We start from the raw sequence: 16,318 nt of genomic DNA on the forward strand, positions 1-16,318 counted from the left end.
GGGGCAGGCACCTTCAGCGCGGCACAATGTAGCGGTGACGGGATCCGGCGAGCGGGAGCGAAGCGACCAGGGGAATACGGCGCGGCTGCGCGTGCTGGTTCTCGGCAGTACTGGGTCTATCGGCACTCAGGCGCTGGAGGTCATCGCCGCCAACCCCGACCGCTTTGAAGTGGTTGGCCTGGCCGCAGGCGGTGGTAACCCGGAGTTGTTCGCGGCGCAACGCGCCGAAACGGGCGTCACCAGCGTCGCCGTCGCCGATCCGGCCGCCGCCGCGCAGGTCGGTGACGTCACCTACACCGGTCCAGACGCCGTCACCCACCTGGTCGAGAACACCGAGGCCGACGTCGTGCTCAATGCCCTGGTCGGCGCGCTCGGCCTGAAACCCACCCTGGCAGCGCTGGGCACCGGCGCTCGGCTGGCGCTGGCCAACAAGGAATCGCTCGTGGCGGGTGGGCCGCTGGTCCTCAAGGCGGCCGCGCCGGGCCAGATCGTGCCCGTGGACTCTGAACACTCGGCGATGGCGCAATGCCTGCGTGGCGGCACACCCGACGAGGTCGCCAAGATCGTGCTGACCGCATCGGGCGGCCCGTTCCTCGGCTGGACGGCGGCCGATCTCGACAGCGTCACGCCCGAACAGGCCGGCAAGCATCCGACCTGGTCGATGGGGCCGATGAACACCCTCAATTCCGCGACCCTGGTCAACAAGGGCCTGGAGCTCATCGAGACCCACCTACTGTTCGGCATCGACTACGACCGCATCGAGGTGGTGGTGCACCCGCAGTCGATCGTGCACTCGATGGCGACGTTCACCGACGGTTCCACCCTGGCCCAGGCCAGCCCGCCGGACATGAAACTGCCGATCGCGCTGGCCCTGGGCTGGCCGGCCCGGGTTCCCGGCGCCGCGGCCGCGTGCGATTTCACCACCGCGTCGACGTGGGAGTTCCTGCCGCTGGACAACGACGTGTTCCCCGCTGTGGACCTTGCGCGTCAAGCGGGCAAATGTGGTGGCTGCCTGACCGCGGTCTACAACGCGGCGAACGAAGAGGCGGCCGAGGCGTTCCTCGACGGACGTATCCGGTTCCCGGCGATCGTGCAAACCGTCGGTGACGTGTTGCACGCTGCCGACCAGTGGGCCGCCGAACCCGCTACCGTGGAAGACGTACTCGACGCACAACGCTGGGCCAGGGATCAGGCGCAGCGGGCCGTCGAGCGGGAATCCACCAGAAGAGGTCTCGTCAACAAATGATGTTCGCACTGGGTATCGCGGCGTTCGCGCTGGCCATCCTGGTCTCGGTGGCCCTGCACGAATGCGGTCACATGTGGATCGCGCGGGCCACCGGCATGAAGGTCCGGCGGTACTTCGTCGGCTTCGGCCCCACGCTGTGGTCGACCAAGCGGCCCAACGCGCTGGGGGAGACCGAATACGGCATCAAAGCCATCCCGCTTGGCGGATTCTGCGATATCGCCGGTATGACGTCCATGGACGAGATCGCGCCCGAGGACCGGCCGTACGCGATGTACCGGCAGAAGGTGTGGAAGCGCGTCGCGGTTCTTTTCGCCGGGCCCGCCATGAACTTCATCATCGGACTGGTGCTGATCTACGGCATCGCGGTGATCTGGGGCCTGCCCAACCTGCACGCGCCAACCGGTGCCGTCATCGGCGAAACCGGCTGTCTGACAAGCGAAGTCAGCAAGGGGCACCAGGGCCCCTGCATCGGCCCGAGCCCCGCCGCGCAGGCGGGTATCAAGCCCGGCGACACCGTGGTCAAGGTCGGCGACCAGGACGTGAAGACCTTCTCCGAGATGGCCGCAGCAGTGCGCAAGGCCACCGGCCAGATACAGATCACCGTCGAGCGCGACGGCAAGCCGATCACCACCACGGTCGACGTCGCCCAGACTCAGCGCTTCGTCGCCAAGGACGGCTCCAGCGAGGCGACCCCGGCCCAGGTCGGGACGATCGGCGTGAGCGCGGCCCAGTTCGGCCCCACGCAGTACAACGCGCTGACGGCCGTGCCCGCGACGTTCACGTTCACCGGCGACCTCTCGGTCGAGCTGGGCAAGTCGTTGGCGAAGATCCCGACCAAGGTCGGCGCACTCGTGCACTCCATCGGCGGCGGGCAGCGTGATCCCGAGACGCCCATCAGCGTCGTCGGCGCGAGCATCATCGGCGGTGAGACCGTCGAGGCCGGGCTGTGGGTGGCGTTCTGGTTCTTCCTGGCGCAGCTGAACTTCGTGCTGGGCGCGGTGAACCTGGTTCCGCTGCTGCCGTTCGACGGCGGCCACATCGCGGTCGCCACCTACGAGAAGCTCCGCAACATGATCCGGTCGGCTCGCGGCAAAGTCGCCGCCGGGCCGGTGAACTACCTCAAGCTCATGCCTGCCACGTACGTGGTGCTCGCGGTCGTGGTCGGCTACATGCTGCTGACCGTGACCGCCGACCTGGTCAACCCGCTCAGCATCTTCCAGTAGGAGAGGCACTGTGACATCCATCGGTTTGGGTATGCCTGCACCGCCGCCGCCCGTGCTTGCGCCCCGGCGCAAGACCCGCCAGCTGATGGTGGGCAATGTCGGCGTCGGGAGCGATCACCCGATCGCCGTGCAGTCCATGTGCACCACCAAGACCCATGACGTGAACTCGACACTTCAGCAGATCGCCGAGCTGACCGCGTCGGGCTGCGACATCGTGCGCGTGGCGTGTCCCCGGCAGGAGGACGCCGACGCGCTCGCCGAGATCGCCCGGCACAGCCAGATCCCCGTGATCGCCGACATCCACTTCCAGCCCAAGTACATCTTTGCCGCGATCGATGCGGGGTGCGCGGCGGTCCGCGTCAATCCGGGCAACATCAAGGAGTTCGACGGCCGGGTCAAGGAGGTCGCCAAGGCGGCAGGCGATGCGGGCATCCCCATCCGCATCGGCGTCAACGCAGGCTCGCTGGACCCGCGGCTGCTCAAGAAATACGGCAAGGCCACCCCGGAGGCCCTGGTCGAATCCGCGTTGTGGGAAGCCTCGTTGTTCGAGGAACACGGCTACGGCGACATCAAGATCTCGGTCAAGCACAACGACCCGGTGATCATGGTTGAGGCGTACCGCCAGCTGGCGGCCCAGTGCGACTACCCGCTGCACCTCGGGGTCACCGAGGCGGGCCCGGCGTTCCAGGGCACCATCAAGAGCGCGGTCGCGTTCGGGGCGCTGCTCAGCGAGGGCATCGGGGACACCATCCGGGTGTCGCTGTCGGCCCCGCCGGCCGAGGAGGTCAAGGTTGGCAACCAGATCCTGGAGTCGTTGAACCTGCGGCCGCGGGGCCTGGAGATCGTGTCGTGCCCGTCGTGCGGGCGGGCGCAGGTCGACGTGTACACGCTGGCCAACGCGGTGAGCGCGGGCCTGGACGGGCTCGAGGTGCCGCTGCGGGTGGCGGTGATGGGATGCGTCGTCAACGGTCCCGGCGAGGCGCGCGAGGCCGACCTCGGTGTGGCTTCCGGCAACGGCAAGGGCCAGATCTTCGTCAAGGGCGAGGTCATCAAGACCGTGCCCGAGGCTCAGATCGTCGAGACGCTGATCGAAGAGGCGATGCGACTTGCCGAACAAGGTACGGGTGATGCCAGCGGTTCCCCGGTGGTGACCGTAAGCTGAATGTGACCTTGTGAGCAGGGTCACCACCGTCCCGGGTTGAGCAGAGAGAATCGCCGATGTCGGCTCCGCCAATTTTCCGCCTTGTCGACGAGCGACGGGTCTCGGTGGCACGCGACGCCGCCGCCGTGCTGCAGGTGCTCGACGAGGACCCGGTCGGATCGTGCATGGTGGCCTCGCGCGTCGCCGAGTTCGGGGTCGAACCCGGCGCCATCGGCGGCGAACTGTGGACGCGGCGCCGCGTCACCGAATCACTGTGTTATGCAGGCCCGAATCTGATCCCGTTGCGCGGCAGTCTCGATGACCTCAAGGCGTTTTCCGACAAGGCCATGAGTGCGCCGCGACGGTGCTCGTCGCTGGTGGGCCACGCGCAGCTGGTGTTGCCGATGTGGCAGCGGCTGGAATCGGTGTGGGGTACGGCCCGCGACGTGCGCGAGCAGCAGCCGCTGCTGGCCTTGACCTCCATGCCGCAGTGCCAGGTCGACCCGGCGGTGCGGCCCGTGCGGATGGAGGAACTCGACGCGTACCTGGTGGCCGCCATCGACATGTTCATCGGTGAGGTCGGCGTCGATCCGCGGCTGGGCGACGGCGGCCGCGGGTATCGCCGTCGCATCGCCGGGCTGATCGCGGCGGGCCGGGCCTGGGCCCGGTTCGAACGCGGTGAAGTGGTGTTCAAGGCCGAAATCGGTTCGCAGTCACCGGCTGTCGGCCAGATCCAAGGGGTCTGGGTGCGCCCGGATTGGCGCGGTCACGGCCTGGGCACCGCGGGCACGGCGGCGTTGGCGGCCGCGGTGGTCGCCTCGGGTCGCGTCGCGAGTCTCTACGTCAACGACTACAACACGGTCGCGCGCGCCACCTACGCGCGGATCGGCTTCGATCAGGTCGGCGTTTTCGCGACCGTGCTGATGGACTGAGCTCCAGACGCGCGACGCGCCCCGAGAACGTCGCGACAACGGTGGGTTCACGTACGCGTCTCGGTTCGATCACGGTGCGCCTCCAACCATTCGGGTCTGCACGTTCATAACATCAGCCTCAATGGCAACGCGAACATCATCAGTAACACGGACCGCCAGTCTGCTGACCGTGGCAACGGTTCTGGCGGCCGTCGCGCTCAGCGGGTGTACGCCGCGTCCGGATGGACCCGAACCGGCCGCCGAGAAGTTCTTCGCGGCCTTGGCTACCGGCGACGCCGCGGCGGCAGCGGCACTGTCCGACAAACCGGCCGAGGCCAAGACCGCGCTGACCGAGGCGTGGTCCGGACTGCAGGCCACCCGGCTCGATGCACAGATCACCGGGTCGAAGTACGCGCAAGACACCGGCAGCGTGAACTACCGGTACACCTGGCATCTGCCCAAGAACCGCACCTGGACCTACGACGGCCAGCTCAACCTGGTGCGCGAGGAGGGGCGCTGGGAAGTCCGTTGGAGCGCAACAGGTTTGCATCCGCGGCTGGGTGAGCATCAGACCTTCGCGCTGCGCGCCGACCAGCCCCGCCGTGCCTCGGTCAACGAGCACGGCGGCACCGACGTGCTGGTGCCGGGCTACCTCTACCACTACGGGCTGGACGCGAGATCCGCCGGCGTCGCGCTGATGTCGACGGCCAAGGCGGTGGCCGACGCGCTGCGCCCGTTCGACCCGACGCTGGACGCGCAGCAGCTGGCCGAGCAGGCGAGCTCGTCGGCCCAGCCGTTGAGCCTGATCACGCTGCGCCAGTCCGACCATGACCGTGTGGCACCGGCGATCGCCGCGCTGCCCGGCGTCGTCGTCACGCCGCAGGACGAGATGTTGCCGACCGACGAGACGTTCGCGCCCGCGATCGTCAACGAGGTCAAGAAGGCCGTGGTCGACGACCTTGCGGGGCAGGCCGGCTGGCGCGTCGTCACCGTCAACCAGAACGGCGTCGACGTCGACGTCCTCAACGAGGTGCCCGGCAACCCCGCACCGTCGGTCACCATCAGCCTGGACCGGGCCGTGCAGAACGCCGCGCAGAACGCGGTGAACACCACCGGGCGCAAGGCGATGATCGTCGCGATCAAACCGTCGACCGGAGAAATCCTGGCCGTCGCGCAGAATGCGGCCGCCGACGCCGACGGGCCCATCGCCACCACCGGCCTGTTTCCACCCGGGTCGACCTTCAAGATCATCACCGCGGGTGGCGCCATCGATCGCGACATGGCCAACCCGAACACCCTGCTCGGTTGCCCCGGCACCCTGGAGATCGGGCACCGCATCGTCACCAATTACGACGCGTTCGACCTCGGTGTCGTGCCGATGTCGCGGGCATTCGCCAATTCGTGCAATACCACCTTCGCCGAGCTGGCCAGCAAGATGCCGCCGCGAGCGCTCAACGAGGCCGCCAAGCAGTACGGCATCGGCCCCGACTACCACGTCGACGGCATCAGCACGGTGTCCGGCTCGGTGCCTCCGACTGTGAGCCTCACCGAACGCACCGAGGACGGCTTCGGCCAGGGCAAGGTCCTGGTGAGCCCGTTCGGCATGGCGCTCGCGGCCGCGACGGTGGCCGCGGGCAAGACCCCGGTGCCGCAGTTGATCGAAGGCCACCAGACGACCATCGACGACGCGGGCGCCCCGATCTCGCAGAAGATGATCGACGGCCTGCGCCCGATGATGCAGCTGGTGGTGACCAACGGCACGGCCAAGGAGATCAACGGGTTCGGCGACGTGCGCGGTAAGACCGGTGAGGCCGAATACGACGGCGGCTCCCACGCGTGGTTCGCCGGTTACCGCGGGGACCTGGCCTTCGCGGCCCTGATCGTGGGCGGTGGCAGCTCGGAGTACGCGGTGCGGATGTGCAAGACGATGTTCCAGGGCTTGCCGCCGGACTACCTGGCGTGATCTGCGGTACCTGCGGTAGCACCAATCCCGGTAATCTGGACGGGTCATGACCGGGATCAATGAGCAATCGGTGGAGCTGCGCGTCTCCGACGCCGACCGCAACGGCACGTTGCGGCGGCTGCACAACGCCGTCGCGCTCGGCCTGATCGCCATCGACGAGTTCGAGGAGCGCTCGGCACTCGTGTCCCGCGCGCGGCTGCAGGCCGATCTCGACGCGCTGGTCGGTGATCTGCCCGGCCCTGCGGCGATCGTCACATCCGCGGCCGACCGCGTCGAGCTACGAGGCGTCATGGGCTCGCTCAAACGCCACGGTGAATGGACGGTCCCGACGCGGCTCGCGCTCGTACGCCGCATGGGTTCGGTGGAACTCGATCTGACCCGGGCCCGGTTCGCCGGTCCGATGGTGGTCGTCGAGCTCGACCTGAAGTTCGGTTCGCTGGAGATGCGGCTGCCCGAGGGCGCCAGTGCCTCCATCGACGATGTCGAGGTGATTGTCGGCAGTGCCACCGATCGCCGCCGCGACGCACCGGCAGACGGCACCCCGCACGTCATCCTCACCGGCCGGGTCGTGTGCGGATCGGTCGACATCCGTGGTCCGCGCAAGGGATGGTTCGGCCGCGGCCAGCGCGGCTAGCGTTTTTGTCGCGGGTCCACGTCGGCGCTGCCGCGTGCGCTGTACCCACCGATCGGTACCCTGACCCCTATGTCTGTTCGTTCTGCCCTGCGCCCCGGCGTGCTGTCACCGACCCTGCCGGTGCCCAAGTCGATCCCGCGTCCCGAGTATGCGTGGAAGCCGACGGTGCAAGAAGGCAGCGAACCGTGGGTGCAGACGGCCGAGGTGATCGAGAAGATGCGGGTCGCCGGGCGCATCGCGGCGCAGGCGCTGGCAGAGGCGGGCAAGGCCGTTGCGCCCGGGGTGACCACCGACGAACTCGACCGGATCGCCCACGAGTACATGATCGACCACGGGGCCTACCCGTCGACCCTGGGCTACAAGGGTTTTCCCAAATCCTGCTGCACGTCGCTCAATGAAATCATCTGCCACGGCATCCCGGATTCGACCGTGATCGAGGACGGTGACATCGTCAACATCGACGTCACCGCCTACATCGACGGCGTGCACGGCGACACCAACGCCACCTTCCTGGCAGGCGACGTCTCCGAGGAACACCGCCTGCTCGTCGAGCGCACGCACGAGGCCACCATGCGGGCCATCAAGGCCGTCAAGCCCGGGCGCGCCCTGTCCATCGTCGGGCGGGTCATCGAGTCCTACGCAAACCGGTTCGGCTACAACGTGGTTCGCGATTTCACCGGCCACGGCATCGGCACCACCTTCCACAACGGGCTGGTGGTGCTGCACTACGACCAGCCCGCCGTCGAGACCGTGCTCGAGCCCGGTATGACGTTCACCATCGAGCCGATGATCAACCTTGGCGGCCTGGACTACGAGATCTGGGACGACGACTGGACCGTCGCCACCAAGGACGGCAAGTGGACCGCGCAGTTCGAGCACACGCTGGTGGTCACCGAGGATGGCGCCGACATCCTGACCTTGCCGTGACGTTTCTCTGGCGAGCAGTCGCGGAGGTCCCCTTTTCTCCGGCGTGTCGTGGACTTTCACGTCTGCTCGCCCAAGAAAAGTGAGCGGCGCACTGCTGGTCGCCGGAACCACTTCCGACGCAGGCAAGTCGATGGTGGTCGCGGGCCTGTGCCGGTTGCTCGCGCGCAGGGGAGTGCGGGTCGCGCCGTTCAAGGCGCAGAACATGTCGAACAACTCGGCGGTGACCGTCGACGGCGGCGAGATCGGCCGAGCTCAGGCGATGCAGGCTCGCGCCGCGGGGCTCGCGCCGCACACCCGGTTCAACCCCATCCTGCTCAAGCCCGGCTCCGATCGCACCTCTCAGCTGGTCCTTCGGGGTCGGGTCGCGGGATCGGTGGCCGCAGGCGACTACTTCACCCACCGGGACCGGCTCGCGGCCGCGGTGGCCGACGAATTGGCCGCGCTGCGAGCCGAATTCGATGTGGTGATCTGCGAGGGTGCCGGGTCGCCCGCCGAGATCAACCTGCGCGCAACGGATCTGGCGAACATGGGTCTTGCCCGCGCCGCTGATCTGCCGGTGATCCTCGTCGGCGACATCGACCGCGGCGGACTGCTGGCGCACCTGCACGGCACCGTCGCGGTCCTCGAACCTGCCGACCAGGCACTCATCGCCGGATTCGTCGTCAACAAATTCCGCGGCGACCCGGCGCTGCTCGAGCCCGGCCTGCAGCAGCTGCATGCGATGACCGGCAGGCCGACCTACGGCGTGATCCCGTTTCACGACGGCATCTGGCTCGACACCGAGGATTCGGTGTCGGTGCGCCCGGGCGGACTGGTCGGGCCGCCCCAACCGCCGCGCGGTGAGCAGTCTTTGACGGTCGCGGCCATCCGACTGCCGCGCATCTCCAACTCCACCGATATAGAGGCGCTGGCCTGCGAGCCGGGCGTCGACGTGCGGTGGGTGGCCGACGCGACGGATCTCGCCGGGGCTGACGTCGTCGTGATCCCCGGCAGCAAGGCCACGGTCGGCGACCTGGCCTGGCTGACCGAACGCGGCCTCGCCGAGGCCATCCGAGTGCACGCCGCGCAGGGCCGGGCGGTGCTCGGCGTGTGCGGGGGATTTCAGATGCTGTGCCGCCGGATCGAGGACTCCGTGGAATCACGCGCAGGCAGCGTCGCGGGCCTCGGGTTGCTGGCCGCCGACATCGTGTTCGATCGCGAGAAAACCCTGCGGCGCTGGAACACTCCGCTGTACGGCTACGAGATCCATCACGGCCGGGTCGTCGGCAACGCCGAACAGGATTGGCTGGGCAACGTGGGTATCCGCCGCGGTGCGGTGTACGGCACGCACTGGCACGGCCTGCTCGACAACGACGCGGTGCGCAGGTCCTGGCTCACCGAGGTTGCGCGGGCCGCGGGGCGCACCGGATTCGTCGTCGCCGACGACATCGACGTGGCCGCGCGCCGCGATGCTCAGCTGGACCTGATGGCCGATCTGTTGGCGGAGCATCTCGACGTCGATGCCGTCATGGATCTGCTCACCCACGGCCCGCCGAGCCGACCGACCATGAGGACGGCGCTGGACGGGCCGACTGGGTAGCCTGGGCCCATGATCGGGGCTCGGGTGGGTGTGCCGTTGCTGGCGCTTCTGCTGCTCACCGGTTGTGCGACCGTCGTGTCCGGGACGCCCACCTGGCCGGGCGCCACCTTGGAGAAGGTCTTGCTGACCTCCGCCGATTTCCCGGCGGGCGTGCAGTACGACCGCATCGTCGAAAAACCGGGCCAGCCCGATGGGGCGGGCGGGCCGCCGTCGATGCTGTCGAATCCGCAGGGTTGCTCTGACGGGCTCACTCGGGTGATCGCCCGCTCGGCCGAACGCGGCCCGGGCAGTGCAGGCAAGTATGTGCTCTCCTACGACGGTGCCCGCATGGTCATCACCGTGCTGACCTCGCCGCTACCGATGGACCAGATCGATGCGACCGCGCAGCGGTGCGCGCAATTCCGGACCTTCTTCGATCCGAGCGACGCAGGCATCCCGATCACCACCACCAAGCTGGAGACGCAACGGCCCGCGGAGTTGGTCTACCAACAGACGATGCAGCTGAGCGGGTCGGACAGCAGCGCCTTCTTCGCGTTCGAGAACATCGGCTCCTGGTCGGTGTTCGGCGTGACCTTCCCGACCCAGAACCCCTCCATACCCGTCAAGGCCACCTTGCCGCAGACCTTCCTCGACGCGTTCGACCAGCAGGTGCACCGCATCCAAGCGCGATGACATCACTGCTGACAGAACCGTTTACGCTCGCGTCAAGGACCCGCTGATTTCCACCCGCTCGCCGCACGTGGGCGGTAGGTTGTCCCAATGCTGACCACCGTGCCGACGATCGACGGGTTCTCGGTGCCCGTCGACGTGGCAGGCCCCGAGAAGGGTTCGGTGGTCGTGCTGCTCGGCGCCGGCCATCACGGTCCCGCGGCATACGGCGCGGTATGCCAACGGCTGCACACGGCATCACTGCGAACCGTCATCATCGCGCCCGACCCGCGACTGACCGCCAAGTCGATCGTCGGCATCCTCGACGCTGTCGACGTCAAATGGTCGGTCCTGGTGGGCGACCGGCTCGGCGGCGAGCTGGCCTGGGAGCTGGCAGCGACGCGGCTGGACCGGTTCACCAGCCTGGTGGTCGTGGACCGCGGGCACCCGCGCGTCGCCGACCTCACCGGGGTGATCCGCGACGAGGACTGTCCCGCCGTGGAGATGAACACCACCGCCCTGGTCAGCACGCCGGCGGCCCGCGCGGTGGCCAAGGCCAGTCAGCGCTACGTCTACGGGGACTTCCGCCTGGTCGAGATGCTCGGCCGGCGCAACGCGCAGGAGTCGACCGCGCAGCTGGCCGCCGAGATCGTCATGCGCACGAGCACCTGGTAGCCCGGCGCCCGGTGCTCACGCCGTCGGTGACGGCGTCCACGCCTGCGGCAGGCCCGGTTGTCCCGGGAACAGGTAATCGACGAAAGCCGCTGCGGTGGGCTGTGGTTCGTGATTGGCCAACCCTGGGCGTTCGTTGGCTTCGACGAACACGTAGTCGCGGCCTGTGATATCGGGCACCAGCAGATCGATGCCGGTGACCGGGATGCCGATCGCCTGGGCCGCCGTCACCGCCACCCGGCACAGTTCGGGGTTCACCTCGGCGGTGACGTCGTGGATGGTGCCGCCCTGATGCAGGTTCGCCGTGCGGCGCACCCGCAGCCGCTCACCCTCTGGCAGCACGTCGTCGAGTGACCACCCCGCCTCTGCGACGGTGCCCGCGGTGACGTCGTCCATCGGAATGCGTGACTCACCACCGGTCGCGGCCTCCCGGCGGCGGCTCTGCGCCTCGATGAGCTCGCGGATGGTGTGCGCGCCGGTTCCGGTGATCTCGGCGGGGCGGCGGATCGCGGCCGCCACCACCTTGCCGTCGATCACCACCAGCCGAAGGTCGTCGCCGGGCGCACGCTGCTCGATGAGCACCTCCGGGTACTGCTCCCGGGCCCGGTCCAGCGCCGCGTCGAGTTCGTCGTCACCGTCGACGCCGACGGTGATGCCCTTGCCCTGCTCGCCACGCGTGGGTTTCACCACGACGTCGCCGACCTCGGCAAGGAACTCGTGATCGCCGTGGTCGAAGGTGGCCAGCCGGCCCTTGGCGACGGTGATACCGGCCTCGGACACGATGCGCCGGGTTTGGCGTTTGTCGTCGCAGCGGGCCATGGCCACCGCGGAGGTGAACTCCGACAACGACTCCCGCGTGACGACGCTGCGCCCGCCGTGCGACAGGCGCATCTCACCCGCACCGGCGTCGAGCACCTCGACCCAGATGCCGCGACGCATCGCCTCGTCGGCAATGATGCGCGCGTACGGGTTCAGGTCGTCGACGGTCTCCGGGGGATGTGTGAACAGCGGCTCGTTGATGGCGTTCTTGCGTTTGACGGCCAGCACCGGCACCCGCTGGAATCCGAGCTTTTCGTACAGCGCGATCGCCGCGGTGTTGTCGTGGGCCACCGAAAGGTCGATGTAGGCCCGGCCCCGGTCGCGGAAGATGCCGGCCAGGGTGCGCGTGAGTGCCTCGCCCACGCCGGGCAGCCCGGCGGTCGGGTCGACGGCCAACGACCACAGGCTCGAACCGTTCTCCGGATCGTTGAAGAGCTTGTGGTGGTCCACACCGGTCACGGTGCCGATCACCGAGCCGTCGTCGTCGCGAACCGCCACGAGATACACCGCCGCACTGCGGATGTGGTTGTCCCAGATGACCTCGACCGGTGCGGGCACCATGCCGCACCGCACGTAGACGCGATTCATCTCGTCGGCGTCGTCGCGGACCCGCAGCGTCCTGATCGAGAACCCGATGGGTTCGGGCGGAGCCAACTCCTCGGTGAACCGCAACCGGTAGGTGTGGCTCGGGTCGATGAACAACTCGGCGGGCGAGCGGGCGATCAACACGTGCGACTCGCGCGCGTAGATGCAGATGTCGCGGCGGCCCGGGCCTTCGTGGCCCAGCACCTCGGCGAGCGTCTCCGGATCGGCGAAGGTCTGGCCGAAAATCAGTCGGCCCCAACCCAGTTCGAGGACGACGTCGTCGGCCATGGCATCGACGAGATGCTGCGGCGACGCGTCGTGCAGGCCGAGGGTGATGGCCTCGGTGTGGTCGTCGTCGGCATGCACTGCCGCGCGGTTTCCTGCGTCGGGGTCCACGCTGGTCATGCGGCCGCTCCCGTGATGCCGTGCCGCTGCAGCCACAGCTCCAGCAGGGCGATCTGCCACAGTTCGTTACCGCGCAGTGGCGTGAGCCGACCGTTCGGATCGGCCAGCAGCCGGTCGACGGCCGCCGGCCGGAACAGCCCGCGCTCCTTGGCTTCCGGTGCGTAGAGCGCGTCGCGGACCATGTCGAGGTAGAGGCCTTCCAGGTGGGTCAGGGCGGGCACCGGGAAGTACCCCTTGGGCCGGTCGATGACCTCGGCCGGGATCACCCGGCGCGCAGCCTGTTTGAGCACACCCTTGCCGCCGTGTGCGGTCTTGAGCTCGGGCGGGCAGGTCGCCGCCAGCTCCACCAACTCGTGGTCGAGGAACGGCACCCGGCCCTCCAGCCCCCACGCCATCGTCATGTTGTCGACACGTTTGACCGGATCGTCGACCAGCATCACCGTGGTGTCCAGGCGCAGGGCCCGGTCGACTCCGGTCTGTGCGCCGGGCGCGGCGAAGTGATCGGTGACGAACGCGCCGCTCGGGTCCGCCGTCGCGGCCCGATACGCCTCGCTGATCAGTGCGTTCACCCCGACGGTGTCCCTGTCGAAGAACGCGCGACGGTAGCCGGCCACCGCTCCCTCGAGCGTCGCCGCGCCGGGCTCGGCCATCGGGGGATACCAGTGGTAGCCGGCGAACACCTCGTCGGCGCCCTGTCCGGACTGCACCACCTTGACGTGCTTGGCGACCTCTTGGCTCAGCAGGTAGAACGCCACGCAGTCGTGGCTGACCATCGGCTCGCTCATCGCGCCGATCGCGTCGCCGAGCGCGGGCAGCATGCGGTCGGTGTCGATGCGGATCTGGTGGTGGGCGGTACCGAAGCGGTCGGCGATGATGTCGGAGTACTTGAACTCGTCACCGGCCACGCCGCCGACGGACTCGAAACCGATTGAGAACGTGGCCAATCCGTGTTGGCCGGCCTCGGCCAGCAGACCCACGATCAGGCTCGAGTCGACGCCTCCCGACAGCAGACAGCCGACCGGGACGTCGGCGACCAGTCGGCGTTCGACCGCCTTGCGCAGCGATTCCAGCACCGCGTCTTCCCAGTCCCGTTCGGACCAGTCGGCACGGTCGGCGCGCCGGCTGAAGTCCGGGGACCAGTAGGTGGTGGTGCGGACGGCGCCGTCGGGTTCGATGGCCACCACTGACGCGGGCGGCACCTTGCTGACGCCCCGCAGGATGGTGCGCGGCTGCGGCACCACCGAATGGAACGTCAGGTAGTGGTGCAGCGCTACCGAGTCGATCCGGGTGTCGACGCCTCCGCCCGCGAGCAGCGCCGGGAGCGTCGAGGCGAACCGGATGCGGTGCGCGTCCTGCGTCAGGTACAGCGGCTTGATGCCGAGGCGGTCGCGCCCCAGCAGCACCCGGCCGGTGTCACGCTCGGCGATCGCGAACGCGAACATGCCCTTGAGATGCTCGACGAACCGATCACCCCAGTGGTGGTAGGCCTTGAGCAACACCTCGGTATCGCTGTGCGAGAAGAACCGGTATCCGTGTCCGGACAACTCGCGGCGCAAGTCGCGGTAGTTGTAGATGCAGCCGTTCCAGCTAAGGGCCAACCCCAGTTCGGGATCGACCATCGGCTGGGCGCCTGCTTCGGTCAGGTCAATGATTTTCAGTCTGCGGTGGCCCAGGGCGACCCGACCTTGCGACCAAACTCCGGCCGCGTCGGGCCCCCTGAGCGCCATCGCCTCTGCCATGGCCGACACCGCCGAAACATCCGGCGTACGGCCATCGAGACGCACCTCTCCGGTGGCTCCACACATCAGTTCGACCCTACAAGCATTACGCGCCGGTGTCTCACTCGCGGCGTGTCGCAGCCTGTCTCTGCAGGTCAGAAACATGCGTATCGGGTACGCACCGGCGCGTGGGGGCGAGGTGCGTACCCGGGTCCGTCAGACTTTCGGAGTCTCCAGCTGTTTGATGGGTCCGGTGAACCAATGCTTGACCGACACGTGCCAGTAGACGAACAGCAGCAGCAGCACGCCACCGACGAGCAGCGGGGTGTAGTTGACGAACTTCCACTCGAAGCTCGGGTCCCACGGCATGCCGCCCAGCGAAGTCGGGAACATCGCGATTATCGCGGTGACGATGATCTCGGCAATGGCGATCGGCGCCATCCACTTGTAGTTGCTGCCCAGGTTCCACCGACCCTGCTCGAACGAGTCGCCGGCCTTCCACCGGTAGTAGATCGGCACGGCGAAGCACAGGTAGAGGCCGACCACGCCGATCGAGACCACCGCGAAGAACGCGACGGGTGACGGCACTTCCACACCGTTCACCGGGATCTTCACGGGCACGATTGCGGGCAGCGTGATGATGGCCGCGATGGTCGCCGTGACCATGACGGCATTGGCCGGCACCTTGGTGGCGTTGACCTTCGACCACAACTGGTGTCCTGGCACGGCCCGGTCGCGGCTGAACGCGAACAGCATGCGCGAGGCGCTGGTCTGGCAGGCCGTGGTGCAGAACAACTGACCTGCGGTCGAGATGAGCAGTACGGCGCCGGCCCACTTGGAGCCGAGCGCCTGGGTGAAGATCGTCGCGACCGCGCCGCCGTTGGCCGACACCTCATCGGCGTTCTGCACGGCAAAGAGGAAGGACAGCAACAGGATCCAGCCGCCGATCGCCGAGTAGAAGATGGACTGCCAGATCCCCTTGGCTGCGGCGTTCGCGGCGCTCTTGGTCTCTTCGGACAGATGGGCGGACGCGTCGTAGCCGGTGATCGTGTACTGCGTCAGGATGGCGCTGATCGGCAGGACGAACAGGAGCCAGCCCCACCCGGACGTGGCGCCCGAGAAGAGGCCGGAGTTGTTGATCGTCTTGGCGAACACGTCGGAGACGCTGGCGTGCTGCGCGGGCAGCAGCCACAGGATCGCGATGACCGCGGCCGCACCCGCGACATGCCACCACACCGAGATGTTGTTGATGACCGCCAGCAGGTGCGACGAGAAGATGTTGATCACCGCCGAGACCACCAGGATGATCAGGAACATGATGAACACCCGGGTCAGGCTGTAGCCGGCGAGCCAGGATTCGCTGAACGTGCCCAGGGTGAGATCCAGGAAGGTCGCGCTGCCATAGGCAACCGACGCCAGGATGGCGATCAGCCCGATGAGATTGAGCCAGCCGGTGTAGAAGCCGGCTTTGGGGCCGCCGAGTTTCGAGGCCCACCAGTAGATGCCGCCGGACGTGGGATAGGCCGAAACCAGTTCGGACATGCACAACCCGATGACGAGGATGAAGGCCGAGACGATCGGCCAGCCCCATGCGATGGCGGCCGGGCCGCCGTTGTTCCAGCCGAGGCCGAAAGACGTGAAACAGCCCGCCAGGATCGAGATGATCGAGAACGAGATGGCGAAGTTGGAGAATCCCGACCAGGACCGATGGAGTTCCTGGACGTAGCCGAGTTTCGCGAGATGTTTTTCGTCGTCGGTGAGGTCTTCGGTGAGTTCTTCGTGCCCCTCGGGCATGGCGCCTCCTCATGGCAGGGCGGTGGGCGGTATTCCAGGACAATAGAGCCTTA

At 67.9% G+C, this 16,318-nt stretch carries 13 protein-coding genes; 10 read left to right on the forward strand and 3 right to left on the reverse strand.

What is annotated here, in order from left to right:
• The first annotated feature begins 34 nt into the window (after window positions 1-34).
• The 10 genes from dxr (at window position 35) to BST13_RS08155 (ending at window position 10,947) form a co-directional block, all read left to right on the forward strand.
• A complete protein-coding gene (dxr, locus tag BST13_RS08110) occupies window positions 35-1,246 on the forward strand; it encodes a 1-deoxy-D-xylulose-5-phosphate reductoisomerase (RefSeq protein ID WP_083162420.1) in 1,212 nt (403 codons plus the stop codon).
• Window positions 1,243-2,469 (forward strand): M50 family metallopeptidase, encoded by a 1,227-nt coding sequence (locus tag BST13_RS08115; protein WP_083162422.1) that lies wholly within the window; start codon window positions 1,243-1,245, stop codon window positions 2,467-2,469. The genes dxr and BST13_RS08115 overlap by 4 nt, the downstream gene beginning before the upstream one ends.
• Before the next feature lie 31 nt (window positions 2,470-2,500).
• Complete coding sequence (gene ispG / locus BST13_RS08120; RefSeq protein ID WP_083162424.1) at window positions 2,501-3,631, forward strand: flavodoxin-dependent (E)-4-hydroxy-3-methylbut-2-enyl-diphosphate synthase; 1,131 nt, start codon at window positions 2,501-2,503, stop codon at window positions 3,629-3,631.
• Between the two features lie 56 nt (window positions 3,632-3,687).
• The gene (locus BST13_RS08125) at window positions 3,688-4,542 is read left to right on the forward strand and encodes a GNAT family N-acetyltransferase (RefSeq protein WP_083162426.1); all 855 of its coding nucleotides are present in this window, start codon (window positions 3,688-3,690) and stop codon (window positions 4,540-4,542) included.
• 121 nt (window positions 4,543-4,663) lie between these two features.
• Window positions 4,664-6,484, forward strand: coding sequence for a penicillin-binding transpeptidase domain-containing protein (locus BST13_RS08130; protein ID WP_083162428.1), 1,821 nt, complete (start codon window positions 4,664-4,666; stop codon window positions 6,482-6,484).
• Between the two features lie 46 nt (window positions 6,485-6,530).
• The gene (locus BST13_RS08135) at window positions 6,531-7,118 is read left to right on the forward strand and encodes a DUF1707 SHOCT-like domain-containing protein (RefSeq protein WP_083162430.1); all 588 of its coding nucleotides are present in this window, start codon (window positions 6,531-6,533) and stop codon (window positions 7,116-7,118) included.
• A 69-nt stretch (window positions 7,119-7,187) separates the two neighbouring features.
• Window positions 7,188-8,045, forward strand: a complete 858-nt coding sequence (gene map, locus BST13_RS08140; protein WP_083162432.1) for a type I methionyl aminopeptidase — start codon at window positions 7,188-7,190, stop codon at window positions 8,043-8,045.
• 130 nt (window positions 8,046-8,175) lie between these two features.
• On the forward strand, window positions 8,176-9,624 hold the full coding sequence (locus BST13_RS08145; RefSeq protein ID WP_245839441.1) for a cobyric acid synthase: 1,449 nt from the start codon (window positions 8,176-8,178) through the stop codon (window positions 9,622-9,624).
• 9 nt (window positions 9,625-9,633) lie between these two features.
• Window positions 9,634-10,296: a hypothetical protein gene (locus BST13_RS08150; protein ID WP_083162445.1), complete on the forward strand. Its 663-nt coding sequence runs from the start codon at window positions 9,634-9,636 to the stop codon at window positions 10,294-10,296.
• Window positions 10,297-10,383: 87 nt separating this feature from the next.
• Window positions 10,384-10,947 carry an alpha/beta fold hydrolase gene (locus BST13_RS08155; protein ID WP_083162447.1) on the forward strand — a complete coding sequence of 188 codons (564 nt, stop codon included), beginning with the start codon at window positions 10,384-10,386 and terminating at the stop codon, window positions 10,945-10,947.
• A 15-nt stretch (window positions 10,948-10,962) separates the two neighbouring features.
• On the opposite strand, the gene ngg is transcribed toward BST13_RS08155, so the two are convergent.
• From ngg to BST13_RS08170, 3 genes are all read right to left on the reverse strand, one after another.
• A complete protein-coding gene (ngg, locus tag BST13_RS08160) occupies window positions 10,963-12,753 on the reverse strand; it encodes an N-acetylglutaminylglutamine synthetase (RefSeq protein ID WP_083162536.1) in 1,791 nt (596 codons plus the stop codon).
• Window positions 12,750-14,558, reverse strand: a complete 1,809-nt coding sequence (locus BST13_RS08165; protein WP_083162450.1) for an N-acetylglutaminylglutamine amidotransferase — start codon at window positions 14,556-14,558, stop codon at window positions 12,750-12,752. Before BST13_RS08165 ends, ngg begins: the two co-directional genes overlap by 4 nt.
• A 129-nt stretch (window positions 14,559-14,687) precedes the next feature.
• Window positions 14,688-16,265, reverse strand: coding sequence for an amino acid permease (locus tag BST13_RS08170; RefSeq protein WP_083162452.1), 1,578 nt, complete (start codon window positions 16,263-16,265; stop codon window positions 14,688-14,690).
• Between the last annotated feature and the right edge of the window lie 53 nt (window positions 16,266-16,318).

The sequence above is a fragment of the Mycobacterium aquaticum genome, assembly GCF_002086485.1.
Classification (GTDB): domain Bacteria; phylum Actinomycetota; class Actinomycetes; order Mycobacteriales; family Mycobacteriaceae; genus Mycobacterium; species Mycobacterium aquaticum.

Coding starts and splice junctions, on each gene's coding strand:
- BST13_RS08115 (WP_083162422.1), top strand. CDS start 1,243: ATGATGTTCGCACTGGGTATCGCGGCGTTCGCGCTGGCCATCCTGGTC.
- ispG (WP_083162424.1), top strand. CDS start 2,501: ATGCCTGCACCGCCGCCGCCCGTGCTTGCGCCCCGGCGCAAGACCCGC.
- BST13_RS08125 (WP_083162426.1), top strand. CDS start 3,688: ATGTCGGCTCCGCCAATTTTCCGCCTTGTCGACGAGCGACGGGTCTCG.
- BST13_RS08130 (WP_083162428.1), top strand. CDS start 4,664: ATGGCAACGCGAACATCATCAGTAACACGGACCGCCAGTCTGCTGACC.
- BST13_RS08135 (WP_083162430.1), top strand. CDS start 6,531: ATGACCGGGATCAATGAGCAATCGGTGGAGCTGCGCGTCTCCGACGCC.
- map (WP_083162432.1), top strand. CDS start 7,188: ATGTCTGTTCGTTCTGCCCTGCGCCCCGGCGTGCTGTCACCGACCCTG.
- BST13_RS08145 (WP_245839441.1), top strand. CDS start 8,176: ATGGTGGTCGCGGGCCTGTGCCGGTTGCTCGCGCGCAGGGGAGTGCGG.
- BST13_RS08150 (WP_083162445.1), top strand. CDS start 9,634: ATGATCGGGGCTCGGGTGGGTGTGCCGTTGCTGGCGCTTCTGCTGCTC.
- BST13_RS08155 (WP_083162447.1), top strand. CDS start 10,384: ATGCTGACCACCGTGCCGACGATCGACGGGTTCTCGGTGCCCGTCGAC.
- ngg (WP_083162536.1), bottom strand. CDS start 12,753: ATGACCAGCGTGGACCCCGACGCAGGAAACCGCGCGGCAGTGCATGCC.
- BST13_RS08165 (WP_083162450.1), bottom strand. CDS start 14,558: ATGTGTGGAGCCACCGGAGAGGTGCGTCTCGATGGCCGTACGCCGGAT.
- BST13_RS08170 (WP_083162452.1), bottom strand. CDS start 16,265: ATGCCCGAGGGGCACGAAGAACTCACCGAAGACCTCACCGACGACGAA.